The 20,013-nt window shown below is 71.7% G+C and carries 17 protein-coding genes; 13 read left to right on the forward strand and 4 right to left on the reverse strand.

The genetic code is table 11. The features are described from left to right. Position 1: 1 nt before the first annotated feature. Positions 2-1,621: an ABC transporter substrate-binding protein gene (locus tag BIU97_RS16905; protein WP_071298185.1), complete on the reverse strand. Its 1,620-nt coding sequence runs from the start codon at positions 1,619-1,621 to the stop codon at positions 2-4. 32 nt (positions 1,622-1,653) lie between these two features. Here BIU97_RS16905 and BIU97_RS18230 point away from each other — a divergent pair, with 32 nt between their 5' ends. Continuing rightward, on the forward strand, positions 1,654-2,253 hold the full coding sequence (locus BIU97_RS18230; RefSeq protein ID WP_071257299.1) for an acyl-CoA-like ligand-binding transcription factor: 600 nt from the start codon (positions 1,654-1,656) through the stop codon (positions 2,251-2,253). Between the two features lie 57 nt (positions 2,254-2,310). Here the strand turns inward: BIU97_RS18230 and BIU97_RS16915 are convergent, their stop codons facing one another. Further along, positions 2,311-3,342: a cation diffusion facilitator family transporter gene (locus BIU97_RS16915; RefSeq protein ID WP_071257303.1), complete on the reverse strand. Its 1,032-nt coding sequence runs from the start codon at positions 3,340-3,342 to the stop codon at positions 2,311-2,313. A gap of 240 nt (positions 3,343-3,582) precedes the next feature. Between BIU97_RS16915 and ileS the strand changes: the two genes are divergently transcribed. The 5 genes from ileS to BIU97_RS16940 are packed head-to-tail and all read left to right on the forward strand — an operon-like array spanning position 3,583 to position 10,050. Then, a complete protein-coding gene (ileS, locus tag BIU97_RS16920; RefSeq protein ID WP_071298186.1) occupies positions 3,583-6,855 on the forward strand; it encodes an isoleucine--tRNA ligase in 3,273 nt (1,090 codons plus the stop codon). Beyond that, the gene (locus BIU97_RS16925; RefSeq protein WP_254783030.1) at positions 6,852-8,318 is read left to right on the forward strand and encodes a bifunctional folylpolyglutamate synthase/dihydrofolate synthase; all 1,467 of its coding nucleotides are present in this window, start codon (positions 6,852-6,854) and stop codon (positions 8,316-8,318) included. Before ileS ends, BIU97_RS16925 begins: the two co-directional genes overlap by 4 nt. Beyond that, positions 8,315-8,731, forward strand: coding sequence for a DUF4233 domain-containing protein (locus BIU97_RS16930; protein WP_071257309.1), 417 nt, complete (start codon positions 8,315-8,317; stop codon positions 8,729-8,731). Before BIU97_RS16925 ends, BIU97_RS16930 begins: the two co-directional genes overlap by 4 nt. Before the next feature lie 33 nt (positions 8,732-8,764). Then, complete coding sequence (gene ndk / locus BIU97_RS16935) at positions 8,765-9,184, forward strand: nucleoside-diphosphate kinase (RefSeq protein ID WP_071257312.1); 420 nt, start codon at positions 8,765-8,767, stop codon at positions 9,182-9,184. 17 nt (positions 9,185-9,201) lie between these two features. Further along, entirely contained in the window at positions 9,202-10,050 is an 849-nt protein-coding gene (locus BIU97_RS16940) for a DsbA family protein (protein WP_071257315.1), read from the forward strand. Between the two features lie 120 nt (positions 10,051-10,170). Here BIU97_RS16940 and BIU97_RS16945 read toward each other — a convergent pair whose 3' ends face one another. Further along, the gene (locus tag BIU97_RS16945) at positions 10,171-10,770 is read right to left on the reverse strand and encodes a vitamin K epoxide reductase family protein (protein WP_254783031.1); all 600 of its coding nucleotides are present in this window, start codon (positions 10,768-10,770) and stop codon (positions 10,171-10,173) included. 348 nt (positions 10,771-11,118) lie between these two features. Between BIU97_RS16945 and BIU97_RS16950 the strand changes: the two genes are divergently transcribed. Continuing rightward, a complete protein-coding gene (locus tag BIU97_RS16950; protein WP_071298199.1) occupies positions 11,119-14,046 on the forward strand; it encodes an Rne/Rng family ribonuclease in 2,928 nt (975 codons plus the stop codon). A gap of 2 nt (positions 14,047-14,048) precedes the next feature. Beyond that, complete coding sequence (locus BIU97_RS16955) at positions 14,049-14,924, forward strand: hypothetical protein (RefSeq protein WP_071257321.1); 876 nt, start codon at positions 14,049-14,051, stop codon at positions 14,922-14,924. Positions 14,925-15,182: 258 nt separating this feature from the next. On the opposite strand, the gene BIU97_RS16960 is transcribed toward BIU97_RS16955, so the two are convergent. Continuing rightward, positions 15,183-15,455 (reverse strand): DUF4031 domain-containing protein, encoded by a 273-nt coding sequence (locus BIU97_RS16960; RefSeq protein ID WP_071257324.1) that lies wholly within the window; start codon positions 15,453-15,455, stop codon positions 15,183-15,185. Between the two features lie 178 nt (positions 15,456-15,633). Between BIU97_RS16960 and rplU the strand changes: the two genes are divergently transcribed. From rplU to BIU97_RS16985, 5 genes are all read left to right on the forward strand, one after another. After that, entirely contained in the window at positions 15,634-15,942 is a 309-nt protein-coding gene (gene rplU / locus BIU97_RS16965; protein WP_071257328.1) for a 50S ribosomal protein L21, read from the forward strand. 12 nt (positions 15,943-15,954) lie between these two features. Beyond that, entirely contained in the window at positions 15,955-16,206 is a 252-nt protein-coding gene (rpmA, locus tag BIU97_RS16970; RefSeq protein WP_071257351.1) for a 50S ribosomal protein L27, read from the forward strand. 110 nt (positions 16,207-16,316) lie between these two features. Next, the gene (gene obgE, locus BIU97_RS16975) at positions 16,317-17,852 is read left to right on the forward strand and encodes a GTPase ObgE (RefSeq protein ID WP_071257354.1); all 1,536 of its coding nucleotides are present in this window, start codon (positions 16,317-16,319) and stop codon (positions 17,850-17,852) included. Between the two features lie 7 nt (positions 17,853-17,859). Then, positions 17,860-18,678: a glutamate 5-kinase gene (gene proB / locus BIU97_RS16980; protein WP_071257357.1), complete on the forward strand. Its 819-nt coding sequence runs from the start codon at positions 17,860-17,862 to the stop codon at positions 18,676-18,678. Between the two features lie 49 nt (positions 18,679-18,727). Then, positions 18,728-19,993 carry a glutamate-5-semialdehyde dehydrogenase gene (locus tag BIU97_RS16985; RefSeq protein WP_071257362.1) on the forward strand — a complete coding sequence of 422 codons (1,266 nt, stop codon included), beginning with the start codon at positions 18,728-18,730 and terminating at the stop codon, positions 19,991-19,993. The last annotated feature ends 20 nt before the right edge of the window (positions 19,994-20,013 follow it).

Here is a 20,013-nt window from a genome sequence, read left to right on the forward strand (position 1 = left end):
GTCAGCGGTCGATCCAGGCGGTGCCGAACCAGGGCGTGGACACCGGGGTGGTGGTGATGCCGTGCACGGCGGAGCGCACCAGGAAGTGGTTCTGCTGGTCGTACAGGGGCAGCACGGTGTCACTGGCCAGGATCGCCTGCTGCGCCTGCTCGTACAGGTCCGCGCGCTCGTCGGCGTCCGACGTGCGGGCGGCCTGCTCGAGCAGCCGGTCGAGTGCCGGGTCGTCGAGCTGGGCGAGGTTCGCGAAGTAGCCGGACGGTGCCGGCTCGATGCTCGCGCTGTCGTACAGGATCCGCAGGACGTCGGGCCCGACCTTCGTGTACGGGGCGCTGACGACGTCGTACTCGTTCGCGGCCAGGGCGGCGTACCAGCTGGACAGGTCGAGCTCGTCGAGCACCACCTGGAACCCGACGGCCTTCTCGGACGCCTGGATCTGCTGGAACAGGCTGCGCTCGGCCGGCACCGACTGGTTCGTCGAGACGGGGAAGGTCACGGTGAGCCGCTGGCCGTCCTTCTCGCGGATGCCGTCCGGCCCGACCTTCCAGCCGGCGTCGTCGAGGAGCTGCTTCGCCGTCGACGGCGAGTACGCGAACCGGCTCTGCTCCGAGTACGCGAGCGGTTCGGCGCTCGACAGCACCGAGTACGAGCGCTTCGCGGTGCCGAGGAACAGCGACTGCAGACCGGGGTCGATCTCGGCGCCGGCGATGAACGCCCGCCGGACCGCGTCGTCCTGGAACACGCCGTGCCCGGAGTTCAGCTCGAGGCGGTTCGAGGCGCCGGGGCGCGGGGCGTCGAGGTCGCGGATCGCGCCCTTCGCCGACGCGGCCTTGAGCTGGTCGGGCTGGGCGTTGTCGATGACGTCGACCTGGCCGGACTGCAGTGCGGCGTAGCGCGAGGTCGAGTCCGGCAGGAACCGCCACGTGATGCCGGACAGGCGCGGCTTCGTCGCGCCCCAGTACTCGGTGTTCTTCGTCAGGGTGACGCGGTCGCCGTGCTTCCAGCCGGTGACCGCGAACGGGCCGGTGCCGACGGGGGACTCGCAGTTCGTCGCCTGCGCCCGTTCGAGCGCCTTCGGGGACTCCATGCCGACCCAGGGCTGCGAGAAGGACTCGAGCAGTGCGCTGTCCGGGCGGCTCAGCGTCAGCGTGACGGTGTGCTCGTCGGTCGCGGTGGCCTTCGTGATCGACTGCAGCGCCAGGTAGCCGGTGCTCGACGCGGTGTCCGGGTCCTGCACGTGCTCGATGTTCGCCACGACCGCCGCGGCGTCGAACGGGGTGCCGTCCGTGAAGGTGACGTCGTCGCGCAGGGTGAACGTCAGCGTCCTGCCGTCGTCGCTCGTCGTCCACTTCGTCGCGAGCTCCGGGGTGGGTTCGCCGTCCTCGAGGCCGACGAGCTCCTCGATGTACTGCGTCGCCAGGAGTGCCTGCGGGTAGTTGCCGCCGACGTGCGGGTCGAGGCAGGTCGGCTCGGCGTCACCGGACGCGTACGTCAGGGTCCCGCCGTTCACCGGCGTGCTGCTCGTCGTGTTCGTGCCCGGACCGCTGCAGGCGGCGAGGGCGAGGACGACGACGGTGGCGCTCGCGACCGCGGCGAGGGTTTTCTGTACTGGGTCCAAGATCATGGCTGACCGAGTCTAGCGGTTTACTGGGGCCCATGGACGAACCGATCCGCCGCGGTGGGCGGCCCCGCCGGTCGAGCGCCGAGGTGCTCGCGGACGCCGCCGCCGAGCTGTTCCTCGAGCAAGGCTACGGACGCACCACGGTCGACCAGATCGCCGCCCGCGCCGGGGTCAGCCGCGCGACGTTCTTCAACTACTTCCCGGCGAAGGCCGACGTCATGTGGCTCGAGCTCGACGCCGCCGTCGCCGCCCTGCCGGGGTACCTGGCGGCCGCCACCGAGCCGAGCGCCGTCCGGGCCGTCGAGCAGGCGCTGCTCGCGGCCGCACGCGCCCACGACCCCGAGCGCGTGCCGTGGGCCGTCGCGCAGGCCGAGGTGATGGGGATCGGCTCCGAGCTCGTCGCCGGGGTCGCCGTCCGGGTGACCGCGCAGCACGCGGCCGTCGCCGCCTTCGTCGCCGGGCGCACGGGGGAGCGGCCGCGGTCGGCCTGGCCGCAGACCGTCTCCGGGGCGATGCTCGGGGCCGCAGCCGCGGCGTTCGGCGTCTGGGTCACGGACGGCGTGGCCCGACGACCGCTCGTCGAGTACGTCGGCGCTGCGCTCGCCCCCGTCGCCGACGGCCTCGACCGGGCCTGAGGACACGCGAGGGCAGTGCCGCGCGGGCGCCGTGCTGCCCGCGGCGCGGCCGTCCGGTCACTCGGGGCGGAGGGTCCCCGCTCCGCCCGCGGCGACGTCCTCGACGGTGCCGTCGCGCACGACCTCGGGCACCTCGTCGCTGGTCGGCACCAGGGACGCGTCGTCCGGCAGGCTCAGGGTGAGCACTGCCTCCTCCACGTACTGGCTGCCCTCGAGCGAGGCCTCGACCTCGCGCAGGCGCACCGCGACGCGGGACTCGTCCTCGTTGCCGGTCAGGTCGACGGCCGCGACGAGGTACACGCGGGACGGCCCGACGAACTCCAGGTGCAGGTAGGTCACCCGCTCGACCTGCTCCCGCGAGAGCAGTTCGACGAGCACTGCGTTCTCGAGCTCCGGCGACGTGCTCTCCCCGAGCAGGAAGCGGCGGTTGCGCTCGATGAGGACGATCGCCACGACGCCGAGGAGCAGGCCGATCGCGATCGAGCCGATCGCGTCGAAGACCGCGAGCCCGGTGACCTGGTGCAGGAACACCCCGAGGAAGGCCACGACGAGGCCGACGAGCGCCGCGGCGTCCTCGGCGAAGACCGCTCGCAGCGTGGGGTTCGAGGACTGCAGGACGTGCCGCAGCACCGGCACGCGGCGCTTCGTCGCCGCGCCCCGCGCCTGCCGGTACGCCTGCAGGAAGCTCGTCCCCTCGAGGCAGAACGCCAGGGCGAGCACGACGTAGTTGAGCAGGACGTCCTCGGCCGGGCCGGTCTCGCCGAACTCCGAGATGCCGTGGGAGATCGAGACGATCGCGCCGGCGGTGAACAGACCGAAGGCGGCGAACATCGACCAGATGTAGGTCTCGCGCCCGTACCCGAGCGGGTGCGCGGTGTCCCGCTTCTTCCCGCCTCGTCGTTCGGCCACGAGCAGGAAGATCTCGTTCCCGGTGTCCGCCCACGAGTGCGCGGCCTCGGCGACCATCGAGGCCGATCCGGACAGGAGTGAGGCGATCGTCTTCGCGATCGCGACGAGCAGGTTCGCGCCGAACGCGATGAGGACGGTGAGCAAGGAGCCGGAGCTCTTCTGCTCCGAGGGATCGGGCATCGCTCCAGCATGCTCCCGTCCGCTAAACTCGTCCGCACAGGCGTCGATCCGGCCATCACCGGGGAGCCTCCGGCAGAACGCGGACCAGCAACGGGCCGTCAGTAGAGCCGGGCGGACCGGGCCGCACCAGCCCCGGCGACGAGCGGTCGACCGCAGCGCGAGCAGCGGTCGGCAAGCGAGGTGGTACCGCGGAGCACGCTCCGTCCTCGTGGAGAGCAACCGAACCCACAGGAGCTGCGCGTGGCCTACCCCCAGAACTCGTCCGCCGACGGCGTGACCCCGTCGCCGTCCTTCCCCGCCGTCGAGCGCGGGATCCTCGCCTTCTGGAAGGGCGACGACACCTTCCAGGCGTCGATCGGCCAGCGCGAGGGCTGCCCGGAGTGGACCTTCTACGACGGCCCGCCCTTCGCCAACGGCCTGCCGCACTACGGGCACCTGCTGACCGGGTACGCAAAGGACGTCTTCCCGCGCTACCAGACGATGCGCGGCAAGCAGGTGCACCGCCGCTTCGGCTGGGACACCCACGGCCTGCCTGCCGAGCTCGAGGCGATGCGCCAGCTCGGCATCACCGAGAAGCACGAGATCGACGCCATGGGCATCGACGTCTTCAACGCCGCCGCCAAGAAGTCCGTGCTGCAGTACACCGACGAGTGGCAGGAGTACGTCACCCGTCAGGCGCGCTGGGTCGACTTCGAGGACGACTACAAGACCCTCGACGTCACCTTCATGGAGAGCGTGCTCTGGGCGTGGAAGCAGCTCTGGGACAAGGGCCTGGCGTACGAGGGCTTCCGCGTCCTGCCGTACTGCTGGAACGACCAGACGCCGCTGTCCAACCACGAGCTGCGCATGGACGACGACGTCTACAAGATGCGCCAGGACCAGTCCGTCACCGTCTCGTTCCCGCTGTGGGGCTCGCGCGCGGACGCGCTCGACCTGACCGGGGTGCGGGCGCTCGCCTGGACGACGACCCCCTGGACGCTCCCGACGAACGCCGCGCTCGCGGTCGGTCCGGAGATCGCGTACGCGGTCGTCCCGGCCGGGCCGGGAGTCGCGGCTGACGGTGGCGAGACCGGTTCCGCCCAGACTGTGTCCACCAAGTACCTGCTCGCGTCCGACACCGTGGCCGCGCACGCGAAGGAGCTCGGCTACGCCTCGGGCGACGAGGCGCTCGCCGCCGTCGTGCGCACGCTGACGGGCGCCGAGCTCGACGGCGTCGAGTACGAGCGCCTCTTCGACTTCCTCGACGGCACCGAGGGGTACGAGAACGCGTGGAAGATCCTCGTCGCCGAGTACGTCGAGACCGGTGAGGGCACCGGCATCGTGCACCAGGCCCCTGCCTACGGTGCCGACGACCAGGAGGTCTGCGCCGCGGCCGGCATCCCCGTCGTGCTGTCCCTCGACGAGGGCGGTGTCTTCACCTCGCAGTTCGGCGAGGTGGCCGGCATGCTCTGGTCGGACGCGAACAAGCCGCTGACCAAGGCCGTCCGCGACGCCGGGCGACTGCTCCGCCAGGCGTCGTACGAGCACAGCTACCCGCACTGCTGGCGGTGCCGGAAGCCCCTCATCTACAAGGCCGTCTCGTCGTGGTTCGTCCGCGTCACCGAGCTCCGCGACCGCATGGGCCAGCTCAACCAGGACATCAACTGGGTGCCGGACAACGTCAAGGACGGCCAGTTCGGCAAGTGGGTCGGCAACGCCATCGACTGGTCGGTCTCGCGCAACCGCTACTTCGGCACGCCGATCCCGGTGTGGCAGTCCGACGACCCCGAGTACCCGCGCACCGACGTGTACGGCTCGCTCGAGGACATCGAGCGCGACTTCGGCCGCCTGCCGGTGAACGCCGAGGGCGAGGTCGACCTGCACCGCCCGTTCATCGACGACCTGACGCGGCCGAACCCCGACGACCCCACGGGGAACTCGACGATGCGACGGATCACCGACGTGTTCGACGTGTGGTTCGACTCCGGCTCGATGCCGTACGCGCAGGTGCACTACCCGTTCGAGAACCGCGAGTGGTTCGAGTCGCACAGCCCGGCCGACTTCATCGTCGAGTACATCGGGCAGACGCGCGGCTGGTTCTACGTCATGCACGTGCTCTCCACCGCGCTGTTCGACCGGCCGGCCTTCCGGAACGTCATCAGCCACGGCATCGTCCTCGGCTCCGACGGCCAGAAGATGTCGAAGAGCTTGCGGAACTACCCGGACGTGTCCGAGGTCTTCGACCGCGACGGCGCCGACGCCATGCGCTGGTTCCTGATGTCCTCGTCGGTGATCCGCGGCGGCAACCTCGTCGTCACCGAAGAGGGGATCCGCCAGGGCGTCCGCGAGTTCATGCTGCCGCTGTGGTCGACGTACTACTTCTTCACCCTGTACGCGAACGCCTCCGGGCGCAACGGGTACCAGGCCACCCGCAGCACCGCGAGCACCGACGTGCTCGACCGGTACCTGCTCGCGAAGACCCGGGTGCTCGTCACCGACGTCCGGACGCACCTCGACGCGCTCGACACCCCGCTCGCGGCCCAGGCCGTCCGCGACTTCGCCGACGTGCTCACGAACTGGTACGTCCGCCGCTCGCGAGACAAGTTCTGGACCGGTGCCGACGCGGACGCCGGCGCCGAGACCCGTGCGGCGTTCGACACGCTGTACACCGTGCTCGAGACCCTGACCCGTGTGGCTGCCCCGCTCGCGCCGCTGGTCACCGAGGAGATCTGGAAGGGCCTGACCGGCGGGCGCAGCGTCCACCTGACGGACTTCCCGGACCCCGACGAGTTCCCCGCCGACGACGCCCTCGTCGACGCGATGGACCGCGTGCGCGACGTCGCCTCGAAGGGCCTGGCGCTCCGCAAGGCCACCGGCAAGCGCGTCCGGCTGCCCCTCGCCACGCTCACCCTGGTGGTGCCGGACCCGGCCGCGGTCGAACCGTTCGCCGACATCCTGCGCGACGAGCTCAACGTCAAGCGCGTGGTGCTCGAGGAGCAGGTCGAGGAGTCGCTGGCGCAGTACGGCATCGAGCGGAAGCTCACCGTGAACGCCCGCGTCGCCGGCCCCCGCATCGGCAAGCAGGTGCAGCAGGTGATCCCGGCCGCCAAGCAGGGCGACTGGACCGCGACCGACACCGGTGTGACAGTCGGTGGCGTCGACCTGATCGAGGGCGAGTACTCGCTCGACCTCACCGTGGCCGACGCCTCGGTGGCCGTGGCGTTCCTCGACGAGGGCGGTTTCGTGGTGCTCGACACCGTGACGACGTCCGAGCTCGAGGCCGAGGGGCTCGCCCGTGACGTCGTCCGCGCCGTCCAGCAGGCCCGCCGCGACGCCGACCTCGACGTCAGCGACCGCATCGCCCTGACCCTGCGCGTGGACGAGGCCGCCGGTGGCCCGGTGCGCACCCACCAGGAGCTCATCGCCGGCGAGACCCTGGCGACGAGCGTCGAGATCGTGCCCCTCGGGGCGGACGACACCACCACCGACGTCGGTGACGGTGCGAAGGTGACCGTGGAGGTGTCACGCGCATGAGTGACGACGACCAGTACGACCAGCACGACCAGCACGACCGGTACGACGAGGACGGCATCCGGATCCCGGTCGGGCCGTCCGGTGACGCCCCGGTCGACGCACTGCCCTACGGCGGCGACGACGACGAGGTCCGCCGGGTCGAGGCCGCCCTGTACGCCCGGATCGGCGAGCAGTCGCCCGAGCACCGGCTCACCGCGACCCGTCGCGCCGTCGAGCTGCTCGGCGACCCGCACCTGGCGTACCCGGTGATCCACCTCACCGGGACGAACGGCAAGACGTCGACCGCGCGGATGACCGAGAGCATCATCCGGGCCCACGGCCTGCGCACCGGCCTCATGACGAGCCCGCACCTGGTGTCCATCCGGGAGCGCATCGTCATCGACGGCCAGCCGATCGCGGCCGACCGCTTCGTCGAGAACTGGGACGACATCGCCCCCGTCCTCGAGATGACCGACCAGGAGCTCACCGACAAGGGCGAGCTCCCGCTGACCTTCTTCGAGGCGCTCACGGTGCTCGCCCTGGCGTGCTTCGCCGAGGCGCCGGTCGACGTCGCCGTGGTCGAGGTCGGCATGGGCGGCGAGTGGGACTCCACGAACGTCGTGCAGAGCCAGGTGTCGGTGTTCACACCGATCGCCATCGACCACGCGAAGCAGCTCGGCGCCACCGTCGCCGAGATCGCCCGCACGAAGTCGGGCATCGTCAAGCCGTCGTCCGCCGTCGTCTCGAGTCGGCAGGTCGCCGAGGCCCTCGCCGAACTCGAGCGCGCCGCAGAGCTCACCGAGTCCACCCTGGCCGTCGAGGGCACGGGCTTCAGCGTCGTCGACGTCACCCCGGCCGTGGGCGGACAGCTCATCACCGTGCAGGGCATCGCCGGCCGCTACGACGACCTGTTCCTGCCGCTGTTCGGCCGGCACCAGGCCGAGAACGCCGCCGTGGCGATCGCGGCGGTCGAGTCGTTCCTCGGCCGCGGCGCGCAGGCCCTCGACGAGGACGTCCTGTCCGAGGGCCTCGCCGGCGCCACCAGCCCCGGCCGCCTGCAGCCGATCGCGACGGAGCCGACCGTGGTCGTCGACGCCGCACACAACCCGCACGGCGCGAAGGCCCTCGCCGAGGCGCTGCCGGTCGCGTTCCCGTCGGAGCACGTCGTCGGCGTCGTCGGGATCCTCGCCGACAAGGACGCCCGCGGGTTCGTCCGCGCGCTCAAGGACACCGTCGCGACCTTCGTCGTCACACAGCCGCCGGGGGAGCGTGCCCTCGACGCGGACGCCTTCGCCCGGGTGGTCGTCGACGAGGTCGGCGGCGACCGCGTGGTCGTCGAACCGACGCTCGCCGCGGCGCTGCAGGAAGCACGCGACCTGGCGGACGAGGCCGACGCCGACGACGCCCTCGTGCTCGTCGCGGGCTCCATCGTGATGGTGGGCGCGGTCATGGACCTCGTGCACCGGGAAGGCGGGACGAAGTGACGGACGCACCGCGGGCCTCCCGGCCGGGTCGGGCACCCCGGACCCGCAGGCCGCGTCGCGAACGCGGGGCGCGGGAGAGCCTGCTGTCGATCACGCTCGTGCTCGAGGCGATCATGTTCTTCTTCCCGACACTCGTCGTCTTCGGCAAGGGCACGCTGCCCCCGGCCGTGGCCTTCGGCGGCGGGGTCGCGGCGATCATCGTCCTCGCAGCTGCCTCACGCCTGACGGGCAACCGGGCCGGTGTAGTGTTCGGGTGGCTGCTGCAGGCGGCCATCCTCGCCACCGGGTTCATCGAGCCCTTCATGTTCGCGGTGGCCGTGGTGTTCCTGGCGCTGTGGGTGTTCTGCTTCGTCAAGGGCGGTCAGCTCGACCGGATGAACGCCGCGCGCCGGGCCGCTCTGGGCGAGGACTGACGACCACGTCGACCACGACCCCAGGAGTACTGCGTGACCGATCTCGAACAGACCCTCGTCCTCGTCAAGCCCGACGGCGTCGCCCGCCAGCTCACCGGTGAGATCCTCCGCCGGATCGAGGCCAAGGGCTACGAGATCGTCGACCTGAAGATGCTCGGCGCACCGCGCGACCTGCTCGACGCGCACTACGAGGAGCACCAGGGCAAGCCGTTCTTCGAACCGCTCGTCGAGTTCATGCAGTCCGGTCCCGTGGTCGCGGTGCGGCTCGCGGGCAACGGCGTCATCGCCGGGTTCCGCTCGCTCGCCGGCACGACCGACCCGACCTCGGCCGCGCCCGGCACCATCCGTGGTGACCTCGGCCGCGACTGGGGCCTCAAGGTGCAGCAGAACCTGGTGCACGGGTCCGACAGCCCCGAGTCCGCCCAGCGCGAGCTCGCGCTCTGGTTCGCCTGAGCGCTCGGGAGGACGAGATGACGAACAACGACCGACCCACCAAGAACGAGCGTCGCCAGCACGCCCGTGAGGTCGCACGGCAGCGTGCCGACGCCGAGAAGCGCCGCAAGCGCCGCAACAAGTGGTTCCTGCAGGGCGGCATCGGCCTGGGGATCGTGGCGATCGCCGCGATCATCGGCATCGTCGTCGTGAACGTGAACAACGCGCCCGCCGTCTCCGCGGCCGGGCCGGCGAACATGGCCACCGGCGCGATCCAGTTCACCGGGAAGGGCGGCGACGTCACCCCGGTGACCACGAAGGCCGTCCCCGCGAAGGGCAGCCCCTCGGCCGTGCCGACGTCGAACGCCGACGGCGCGGTCGCCGTGACCGAGTACGTCGACTGGGCCTGCCCGGTCTGCAAGCAGTTCGAGGCGACCTACGCCGACCAGATCCTCGACAAGGTGAAGTCCGGCGACGCGACCCTGGCCATCCGGCCGGTGTCGATCCTCGACCGCAGCTACAACGGCTCGCGCTACGCCAGCCGTGCCGCGAACGCGGCGATGTGCGTCGCGAACTACGCGCCGGACAAGTTCCTCGACGTGCAGACCCAGTTCTTCGAGAACCAGCCGCAGGAGGGCACCAAGGGCCTGACGAACGCCGAGATCGCCGACCTGGTGAAGGCGGGCGGTGCGACCGGCTCCGACGTCTCCGAGTGCCTGTCGAACGAGCAGTTCAAGGGCTGGGTGACGAAGTCGACGAACCAGGTGCTCGCGGACGACTCGCTCAAGGGCGCCCAGGGCTTCGGCACCCCGACGATCGTCGTGAACGGCAAGCGCCTGGACAGCCTGGGCGACGTCATCACGCAGATCGACGCCGCTGCGAAGTGACCCGACCGCGGACGACCCCGGTCGGCCCGCGTGACGACGGCCCCCGCTCCCGACCAGGAAGCGGGGGCCGTCGCGTTCGCTGACCGGACCGGCACCGTGCCGACCGGGTCGGCAGCGGGGTCAGAGGGTGGTGAGGACCGTCGGGAACACGATGAGGATCGACACGATCACCACGAGGTAGTTCGCCAGCGGGAACGTCCAGCAGAAGGGCAGCAGGACCCGGCCGACGCGTTCGAGGCGGGCGCCGAAGGTGCCGCGTGCGGCGTTCCAGATCGTCAGCACCCAGAACATCGGGATCGTCATCGACCAGACGAGCATGCACCACGGGCACAGGTAGCCGATGACCCAGACGGTCTGCGTGAACAGCCAGGTGACGAACACCCAGGCCAGGAACACCCCGGCGTTGAACGCGATCCAGAACCACCGTGAGCCGCGGAACCCGGCGAGCAGCACGACCCCGACCGCGATCGGGGCGACGAAGCCCATCACGCCGATGAGCGGGTTCGGGAACCCGAGCAGGTGGCCCTGCCAGCTCGTCATGACCTGCGAGCAGTTCACGAACGGGCTGACGTCGCAGCTCAGCACGGCCTTCGGGTTCTCGTACTTCGCGAACTCGTCGAGCACGAGCCGGAAGGCCGCGTACAGCGACACCGCTCCGGTGACGACGAGGAAGACCGCCATCGCGATCGGACGACGAGTGGTGCGTACAGACGTGGTCACGCCGTCATCATCGCATGCGGCTTCCGGTCCTTTCCTGGCGGGGCGTGCGATACTTCCTGGAGGTCGTGCGGGCAACCGCACACCGATGAGAGCTTTCCGGGCGGCGCCCCTCAAAGGCGGTGCCCGGACGACCGGGTGCGGTGAGAGCGCACTGTGGTCGGGCCAGCGTCACTCCGACGCCGAGCCGGTCCGGGCCGGGTGCCCGGGGCGGAACGCGCGCGGACGCACCAGAAGTTGACGCGACCGACCACGAGACAGCGAGCGCGGGGGCGTCGACGCCGCCCGCCACAACGACAGAATTCCCGCCACCCGACAGGGTGCGAGTGGGGCCGAGGAGTGCGCCAGTTCATGGTGGAGCAGAACAACGACAACACGACCAACGACGAGAACGCGCCGAAGCGCCGGAGCCGCCTGTTCGGCGGACGCCGCGCCCGGTCGTCCGGGCAGGAGGCGCCCGGGAGCGCCGTCCCGTCGACCTCCGTCGACGAGACGCCGGCGCTGACCGACGGTGCGGACGCCGGGACGACGACGCGCGACACCACGGCGCCCGACACCACGGCGGCGTCCGCCGACGCGGCCGCACCGACGGTGCTGTCGACGGACACCGGGACGGTCACCGTCGCGGTCGAGCCGGTCGCCGCCCAGAGCGGCGAGCCCGACGACGTGAGCACCCTGACGGGCGACCTGCCGGTGGTCGAGGCCGAGCCGGCGGCGACCGCAGCGGACGCCGACGAGGCGAGTGGTGCCTCCCGTCCGGACGGTGCCGAGCCGACGGCCGAGGCGAGCGCACCCGCCGCCCCCGCCGACGAGCCCTACGTGCCGAAGGCCACGAGCACGCTCAGCCTGATCTTCCACGCCCCGGTCCTGCCGGAGCTGCCCCAGCGCGCGCCGCGGCACGAGCGTGACGACCGTGACGACCGCTGGGACGACCGCGACGAGCGGGACGACCGCGACGACCGTGACGAGCAGGGCGGACCGCGCCGTCGCTCGCGGCGTCGGGGGAGCAGCGCGGACCGCGAGGTCCGCGAACCCCGCGACCACCAGGAGCCGCGCCGACGCGAGCCGGAGCTCATCACCGAGCCGCAGCGCATCAAGGGCTCGACGCGCCTCGAGGCGAAGAAGCAGCGCCGTCGCGACGGCCGTGACGCCGGCCGCCGCCGCCAGGTCGTCAGCGAGGACGAGTTCCTCGCCCGTCGCGAGAGCGTCGACCGCCAGATGATCGTGCGGTCGAGCTCGTCGACCATCGAGATCGGCGTGCTCGAGGACGGCATCCTCGCCGAGCACTACATCACCAAGTCCGAGAACGTGTCGCTCATCGGCAACGTGTACCTCGGCAAGGTGCAGAACGTGCTGCCCTCGATGGAGGCGGCGTTCGTCGACATCGGCCGCGGCCGCAACGCGGTGCTCTACGCCGGCGAGGTCGACTGGAACTCGGTCGACACCAGCCACGGCCGTCGGATCGAAGCGGCGCTCAAGCCGGGCGACAAGGTGCTCGTGCAGGTCACGAAGGACCCGGTCGGCCACAAGGGTGCCCGCCTCACCAGCCAGGTCTCGCTGCCCGGCCGTTACCTGGTCTACGTGCCGAACGGCTCGATGAACGGGATCTCGCGCAAGCTGCCGGACACCGAGCGTGCCCGCCTCAAGAAGATCCTCAAGGAGGTCCTGCCGGAGCACGCGGGCGTCATCGTGCGCACCGCTGCGGAGGGCGCGACCGAGGAACAGCTGACCCGCGACGTGCAGCGGCTGACCAGCCAGTGGGAGGCCATCCAGAAGAAGGTCGCCGGCGGCCAGGCCCCGGTCATGCTGCACTCCGAGCCGGACCTGCTCGTGAAGATCGTCCGCGACGTCTTCAACGAGGACTTCACGAAGCTCATCATCGACGGCGAGGCCGCCGGTGGCACCATCGACGAGTACCTGTCGGCGGTCGCGCCGGACCTCAAGGACCGCGTGGTCCGCTACGAGGGCCCGGACTCCTTCGAGGAGTTCCGCCTCAACGAGCAGATCGACAAGGCGCTCGACCGCAAGGTGTGGCTGCCCTCGGGTGGCTCGCTCGTCATCGACCGCACCGAGGCCATGACGGTCGTCGACGTCAACACCGGGAAGTTCGTCGGCTCCGGCGGCAACCTGGAGGAGACGGTCACGAAGAACAACCTCGAGGCCGCCGAGGAGATCGTCCGCCAGCTCCGCCTGCGCGACATCGGCGGCATCATCGTCGTCGACTTCATCGACATGGTGCTCGAGGAGAACCGCGACCTCGTGCTCCGCCGCCTGGTCGAGTGCCTGAGCCGCGACCGCACGAAGCACCAGGTCGCCGAGATCACCTCGCTCGGCCTCGTGCAGATGACCCGCAAGAAGATCGGTGTCGGGCTGCGCGAGTCCCTCGACGAGGTCAACGCGAAGATCAACGACAACAACGCCGACCCGGGTCCGAGCAAGGGCCGTCGCAAGGGCCGTGGCGGTGCCGGTGGCAACGGCAACGGCAACGGCGGCAACGGGTCGAACGGCTCGGGCTCGTCGAACGGTTCCGGCTCGAACGGGCAGTCGTCGCACGCGACCCAGGCGCACCAGATCACCGACGACGTGAAGAACGCGCTGTCGCGGATCGCGGCGTCGACCATCGCGCACGACGAGCAGGACGCCGCCGGTGTCGCCTCGCCGGCCGCCCCGACGTCGGCGGACGCCCCGGTGTCCGCTCCGTCCGACGGCGAGCAGCCGACCGGGTCGAAGCGTCGCCGTCGCGGTGGCCGTGGCAGCCGGAACACCGAGCAGCAGGCCTCGTCGACCAGCACCGAGCAGCAGGCCTCGACGACCAGCACAGAGCAGCAGGCTTCGACGACCAGCACCGACCAGCAGGCCGCGACGATCGACGCCGGTGCGTCGGCGCCCGAGGCCCCTGCCGCCCCTGCGGCCGACCCGGCCCCCGAGGCGCCCGTCGCCGCTGCGCCGGTCGCTGCCGCTGCGCCCGCCGCTGCGCCCGCTGCCGAGCCGAAGGCCGCCAGGGCCCAGGGGCGTCGTCGGGTGAGCTCGAGTGCCCCGGTCACCCCGACCGAGAACACCGTGGCGATCCTCGACATCCCGCTGAGCGCGGCACCGAAGCGCGAGCCGCGCCAGGTCGCCCCGGACGCCGAGTCCCTGCTCGACTCCGTGCTGCAGGCGCTGCCCGAGCCGAAGCAGCCGGGGCAGGGCCGTTCGCGGTCCCGCCGGGTGTCGTCGCCGAGCATCAGCGCGCCGGCGACGGACACCGACGCAGACGGCTCCGTGGTCACGGGGGACTGACGATGGCGAACCCCGGCGACCCGCAGCGCGACCGCGGGTACTACGGTGCGGGCTGGTCCCAGCCCGCACCGCCGGTGCCACCGGCACCCGCGCAGTCGGCCGGGGCGGTGCCGCCGTACGGTGGCCAGCCCGGCGCCGGGGGGCCGTACGCGCCCCCACGCCCGCCGCGCAGGTCCCGTCCCGCCGGGGACCCGCGTCGCGCGTTCGCGCCCGGCGCCTCGGTCACGAACACGACCGGCGCGCTCATCGCCGTCGTGTCGTTGGTCCTCGTGCAGTTCGTCTCCGGAGCGGTCGGGCTGCTCGGCACGGCACTCGTCGTCCACCCGTTCTCGCGCTACGGGCCCGGTGCCGACCTGCTCGGCAGCTTCACGGACGGGGTCTTCCTGGCACCGTTCCCGTTCTACGCCGGAGCGTTCCTGGCCCTGGCGTTCCTCACGCCGATCGCCCGCCGCAGCCCGCTGCCGACGGTGCTCCTGCGGGCGGTGCTCGCCGGTGCCGCCGGGACGGTCGCGCTCGCCCTGGTCGGCGTCTTCACGGGATCGTTCGCCGCGGTCGGGTCCGGTGCGTCCCGGCTGGTCGTGGACGTCCTCACGACGCCGCTGCGGAACGGCCTGCCGTTCACCGTGATGCTCCTGGCGACCGCCACCGCCGCCTGGCTCTGGCTCGGACGACCTCGGCGTGGTCGCGGCACGGGCGGTGCGCCCGGACAGCCGGGCACGGTCCGACCGGCCGACGCCGTCCCGCCGTCGACCGTCCAGCCCTCCGCCGCGCAGCCGCAGCCGCCGCAGCAGCGCGCCTCCGGCCCGTACGGGCCGTCCACCGGGCAGCAGGGCCAGTCGGGCCAGCAGCCGCCCTGGGCGCCGCCACCGGCCCACTAGGGCGGGCGCGCCCCGGAGACGGTGCCGGGCACGGACGGGAGGCCCGTGGCGGACGCCGCCACGGGCCTCCCGTCCGGCGTCCGGTCCGGACCAGGGCAGGGCGCGCGCCGTCCGTCGGTGACCACGGACGGCGGTGCGCGCTGCCGTCCGTGCGCGCTGCCGTCCGTGCGCGCTGCCGCCGGTGCTGGTTGCCGTCAGTGCTGGTTGCCAGCCGTGCTGGTTGCCGTCCGTGCTGGTCGACGTCGGTCCGGGTTGCGGTCAGTGCGCGCGCTTGTCGCGCTGCGGCACCCGGAGGCCGCTGCGGATCAGGCGCAGCACGAGCTCACGACCGGTGACCGCGGACGCCCCCGCGGCGACCAGTTCGTCGTAGCGGGCGAGCGGCACGTCGTAGTGGTCGTGGTCGAACGCGCGACGCGGCACGCCGACCCGGTCGGCGAAGGCGTGCAGTTCCGCGTAGGATGCATCACTGACGAGGTGCGACCACAGTGTGTCGTGGGCGGGCCACGTCGGTGGGTCGATCAACACGGTCACCGTGCAATGGTACGTGTGTCGCCGTTTGACCGGACCCATGGTGATCGAGTATTCTCGATCCCTGGTGTCAGCGGGCCGTTCTGCCTGCGTCGCCGATCGGGCCCGGCCTCCGGGAGCCGCTCGTGCAGAAGTGGGCACCCGAGACTTCCCTCAAGCAGAGTTACGTAAGGATTTCCACGTGGTTTACGCAGTAGTGCGCGCCGGCGGCCGTCAGGAGAAGGTCGAGGTCGGCACCATCCTGACCGTCGACCGTGTCAAGGCGGACGACCAGGGCAACATCGACCTCGCCCCCGTGCTCCTCGTGGACGGTGACAAGATCACGTCGGCGGCCTCCGAGCTCGCGAACGTGACCGTCACCGCCGAGGTGCTGGACGACCTCCGCGGTCCGAAGGTCATCATCCAGAAGTTCAAGAACAAGACCGGGTACAAGAAGCGTCAGGGTTTCCGCGCTGAGCTGACCCGCGTCAAGATCACCAAGATCGCGTAAGGGAGTCCACTCATGGCACACAAGAAGGGTGCGAGTTCCACTCGCAACGGTCGTGACTCGAACGCTCAGCGCCTCGGCGTGAAGCGCTTCGGTGGCGAGGTCGTCAACGCCGGCGAGATCATCATCCGCCAGCGTGGAACCCACTTCCACCCCGGCGCCAACGTCGGCCGCGGTGGCGACGACACGCTGTTCGCCCTCTCGGCCGGTTCGGTCGAGTTCGGCACCAAGGGTGGCCGCAAGGTCATCAACATCGTCAACGCGTAAGTCGCGACGATCTGATCTGCGCTCGTTCTGAGCGGGAGGGGCGGGCCGAGTGCCCGCCCCTCCGTTTTTCATTTGCGCCGGTGGCGCGACGACCTTCCAGGAGTGGACCCATGGCGACATTCGTCGACCGCGTGACCCTGCACCTCACCGCGGGGAACGGCGGCAACGGCTGCGTGTCGGTCCGTCGTGAGAAGTTCAAGCCCCTCGCCGGGCCCGACGGTGGCAACGGCGGTGACGGCGGCGACATCGTGCTCGTGGCCGACCCGCAGGTGACGACCCTGCTCGGGTACCACCGCTCGCCGCACCGGTCGTCGAAGAACGGGCAGCCCGGCATGGGCGACATGCGCAGCGGCGTCAGCGGCGAGGTCCTCGAACTGCCGATGCCGATCGGCACCGTCGTGTACGACGAGTCGGGCGAGGTCATCGCCGACCTCACCGAGCCGGGCATGCGCGTCGTCGTGGCGCCCGGCGGCCAGGGCGGCCTCGGCAACGCCGCGCTGTCGACCACGAAGCGCAAGGCCCCCGGGTTCGCGCTCCTCGGCACCGAGGGCTGGGCCGGGGACGTCAGCCTCGAGCTGAAGACCATCGCCGACGTCGCCCTGGTCGGGTTCCCGAGCGCCGGCAAGTCCTCGCTCATCGCCGCGATCTCCGCCGCGAAGCCGAAGATCGCGGACTACCCGTTCACGACCCTCACGCCGAACCTCGGCGTCGTCGAGTCCGGTGAGAGCCGGTTCACCGTCGCCGACGTCCCCGGCCTCATCGAGGGCGCGTCCGAGGGCAAGGGCCTCGGTCTCGAGTTCCTCCGCCACGTCGAGCGCTGCGAGGCCCTGCTGCACGTGATCGACTGCGCCACGCTCGACCCGGGCCGCGACCCGATCAGCGACCTCGACGTGATCCTCGGCGAACTCGAGCGCTACCCGGTGCCCGAGGGCCAGGTGCCGCTGCTCGAGCGTCCGCAGCTCATCGCCCTCAACAAGGTCGACGTGCCCGAGGCCGAGGAGCTCGCCGAGTTCGTCACCGCCGAGCTGCAGGAGCGCGGCTACCGCGTCTTCCCGATCTCCACCGCGTCCCGCAAGGGACTGCGCGAGCTCACCTTCGCCCTCGCCGACGTCGTCGAGCAGGGCCGTGCCGCACGCGCCGCCGAGCCGGTGCCCGAGCGCATCGTCATCCGCCCGCGCGCGGTCAACGACCAGGGCTTCACCGTCCGCGCCGAGGGCGGCGAGGAGCACCGCTTCTACCGCGTGCGCGGCGCGAAGCCGGAGCGTTGGGTGCAGCAGACCGACTTCACGAACGAAGAGGCGATCGGCTTCCTCGCCGACCGGCTCGCCAAGCTCGGCGTCGAGGACGGCCTGTTCAAGGCCGGTGCCGTCGCCGGGTCGACCGTCGTCATCGGCGGCGACGGCGGCATGGTGTTCGACTGGGAGCCCACGCTCACCTCGACCGCCGAGCTCATCACGAGTGCCCGCGGCACCGACGCGCGCATCGGCGCGACCTCGCGGCCGACCCGCAACGAACGCCGCGAGGAGTACTTCGAGCGGATGGACGCCAAGGCCGCCGCCCGCGCGGAGCTCGAGCAGGAGCGCATCGCCGGTCTCTGGGCCGACGACGACGAGCCCGCCGGCACGACCACCGACGACCGGGGCTGATCGCCGCATGACCGAGACGACCGCCGGCACCGGGCCGGGACGCGTCACGACGCGTGCGGACATCCCGCGTGCACGACGGATCGTGGTGAAGGTCGGCTCGTCCTCGGTCAGCGGCGACAACACCGGGCAGATCGCCGCGCTCGTGGACGCCCTCGCGGCGGCGCACGGGCGCGGCACCGAGGTCGTGCTCGTCTCGTCCGGCGCGATCGCCACCGGCTTCCCGTTCCTCGGGCTCGAGGGTCGACCGGACGACCTCGCCACGCAGCAGGCCGCCGCGGCCACCGGGCAGAACGTGCTCATGTACCGGTACCAGCAGGAGCTCGACCGGCACGGCGTCGTCGCGGCACAGATCCTGCTCACCGCCGGCGACCTGCAGAACCCGACGCACCGGACGAACGCGCAGCGCGCCGTCGACCGGCTGCTCGCCCTGCGGGTGCTGCCGATCGTCAACGAGAACGACACCGTCGCCACCCACGAGATCCGGTTCGGCGACAACGACCGGCTGGCCGCACTCGTGGCGCGGCTGCTCGGGGCCGACGCGCTCGTGCTGCTGTCCGACGTCGAGGCGCTGTACACGAAGCCCCCGGAGCAGCCGGGTGCGGAGCGCATCGACGAGGTCCCGCTCGGCGACGAGCTCGCCGGCGTCACGTTCGGTTCGATCGGCGCCGCCGGCGTCGGCACCGGGGGAGCGGGGACGAAGGTGGCCGCCGCCCGCCTCGCCGCCGAGGCCGGCACCGCCGTCCTGGTGACCGCCACGGCACTCGTCGAGCGGGCGCTCGCGGGCGAGCACGTCGGCACCTGGTTCGCGGCAGCACCCCGCGACTGACCGCCGGCGGGGTCCGTCACGTCGGTGTGCGCCGACCTATCCTTGGTGCATGTCCACCACCGCGACCGCCCCGACCCTGACCGACAAGCTCGTCGCGGCCCGCACCGCGTCGTCGGCCCTCGCGACGGCGACGACGGCGGTCAAGGACGCCGCCCTGCTCGCGATCGCCGCCGGTGTCCGTGCCGCGACGGCCGAGATCGTCGCGGCGAACCACGGCGACCTCGTCGCCGGCGAGGAGAGCGGCCTGTCCTCCGGGCTCGTCGACCGCCTCCGGCTCGACCCCGCGCGGATCGAGTCGCTCGCCGCCGCGGTCGAGCACGTCGTCGGCCTGACCGACCCGGTCGGCGAGCACGTCCGCGGGTCGCAGCTGCCGAACGGCCTGCAGCTCACCCAGGTCCGCGTGCCGTTCGGCGTCGTCGGCGCGATCTACGAGGCCCGTCCGAACGTCACGGTCGACATCGCCTCGCTGGCGCTCAAGTCGGGCAACGCCGTCGTGCTGCGGGGTGGCTCGGCGGCGCAGCGGACGAACGCCGTGCTCGTCGCGCGCATCCAGGACGCCGTCGCCTCGGTCGGACTGCCGCGCGACCTCGTGCAGACCATCGACGAGTTCGGCCGCGCCGGCGCCACCGAGCTGATGCGCGCACGCGGGCTCGTCGACGTGCTCATCCCGCGGGGGAGCGCCTCGCTCATCCAGACCGTCGTCACCGAGTCGCAGGTGCCGGTCATCGAGACCGGTGCGGGCGTCGTGCACGTCTTCCTCGACGCGTCGGCCCCGGCTCAGCGCGCGGTCGACATCGTGCTGAACAGCAAGGTGCAGCGCCCGAGCGTCTGCAACGCGCTCGAGACCCTGCTCGTGCACGAGCAGGCCGCCGAGCGCCTGCTCCCGGTGCTCGCCGACCGGCTCCGGGCCGCGGGGGTCACGCTCCGCGGCGACGACGCCACGCGCGCGATCATCCCCGGGGTGCTCCGCGCCACCGACGAGGAATGGGGGACCGAGTCGATGGACCTCGACCTGTCGATCCGGGTCGTGCCGGACGTGGACGCCGCGATGGCGCACATCGCCCGCTGGTCCACGCACCACACCGAGTCGATCGTGACGAACGACGTGGACACCGCCGAGCGCTTCCTGGCGGCGGTCGACTCCGCGGTCGTGATGGTGAACGCGTCGACACGGTTCACCGACGGCGGCGAGTTCGGCTTCGGGGCCGAGGTCGGCATCTCGACCCAGAAGCTGCACGCGCGCGGGCCGATGGGCCTGCCGGAGCTCACGAGCACGAAGTGGATCGTGCGCGGGCAGGGCCAGATCCGCGGCTAGACTGAGCGGCGTCTTTCCCC

It is taken from the genome of Curtobacterium sp. MCBA15_009, assembly GCF_001864895.1.
Lineage (GTDB): Bacteria > Actinomycetota > Actinomycetes > Actinomycetales > Microbacteriaceae > Curtobacterium.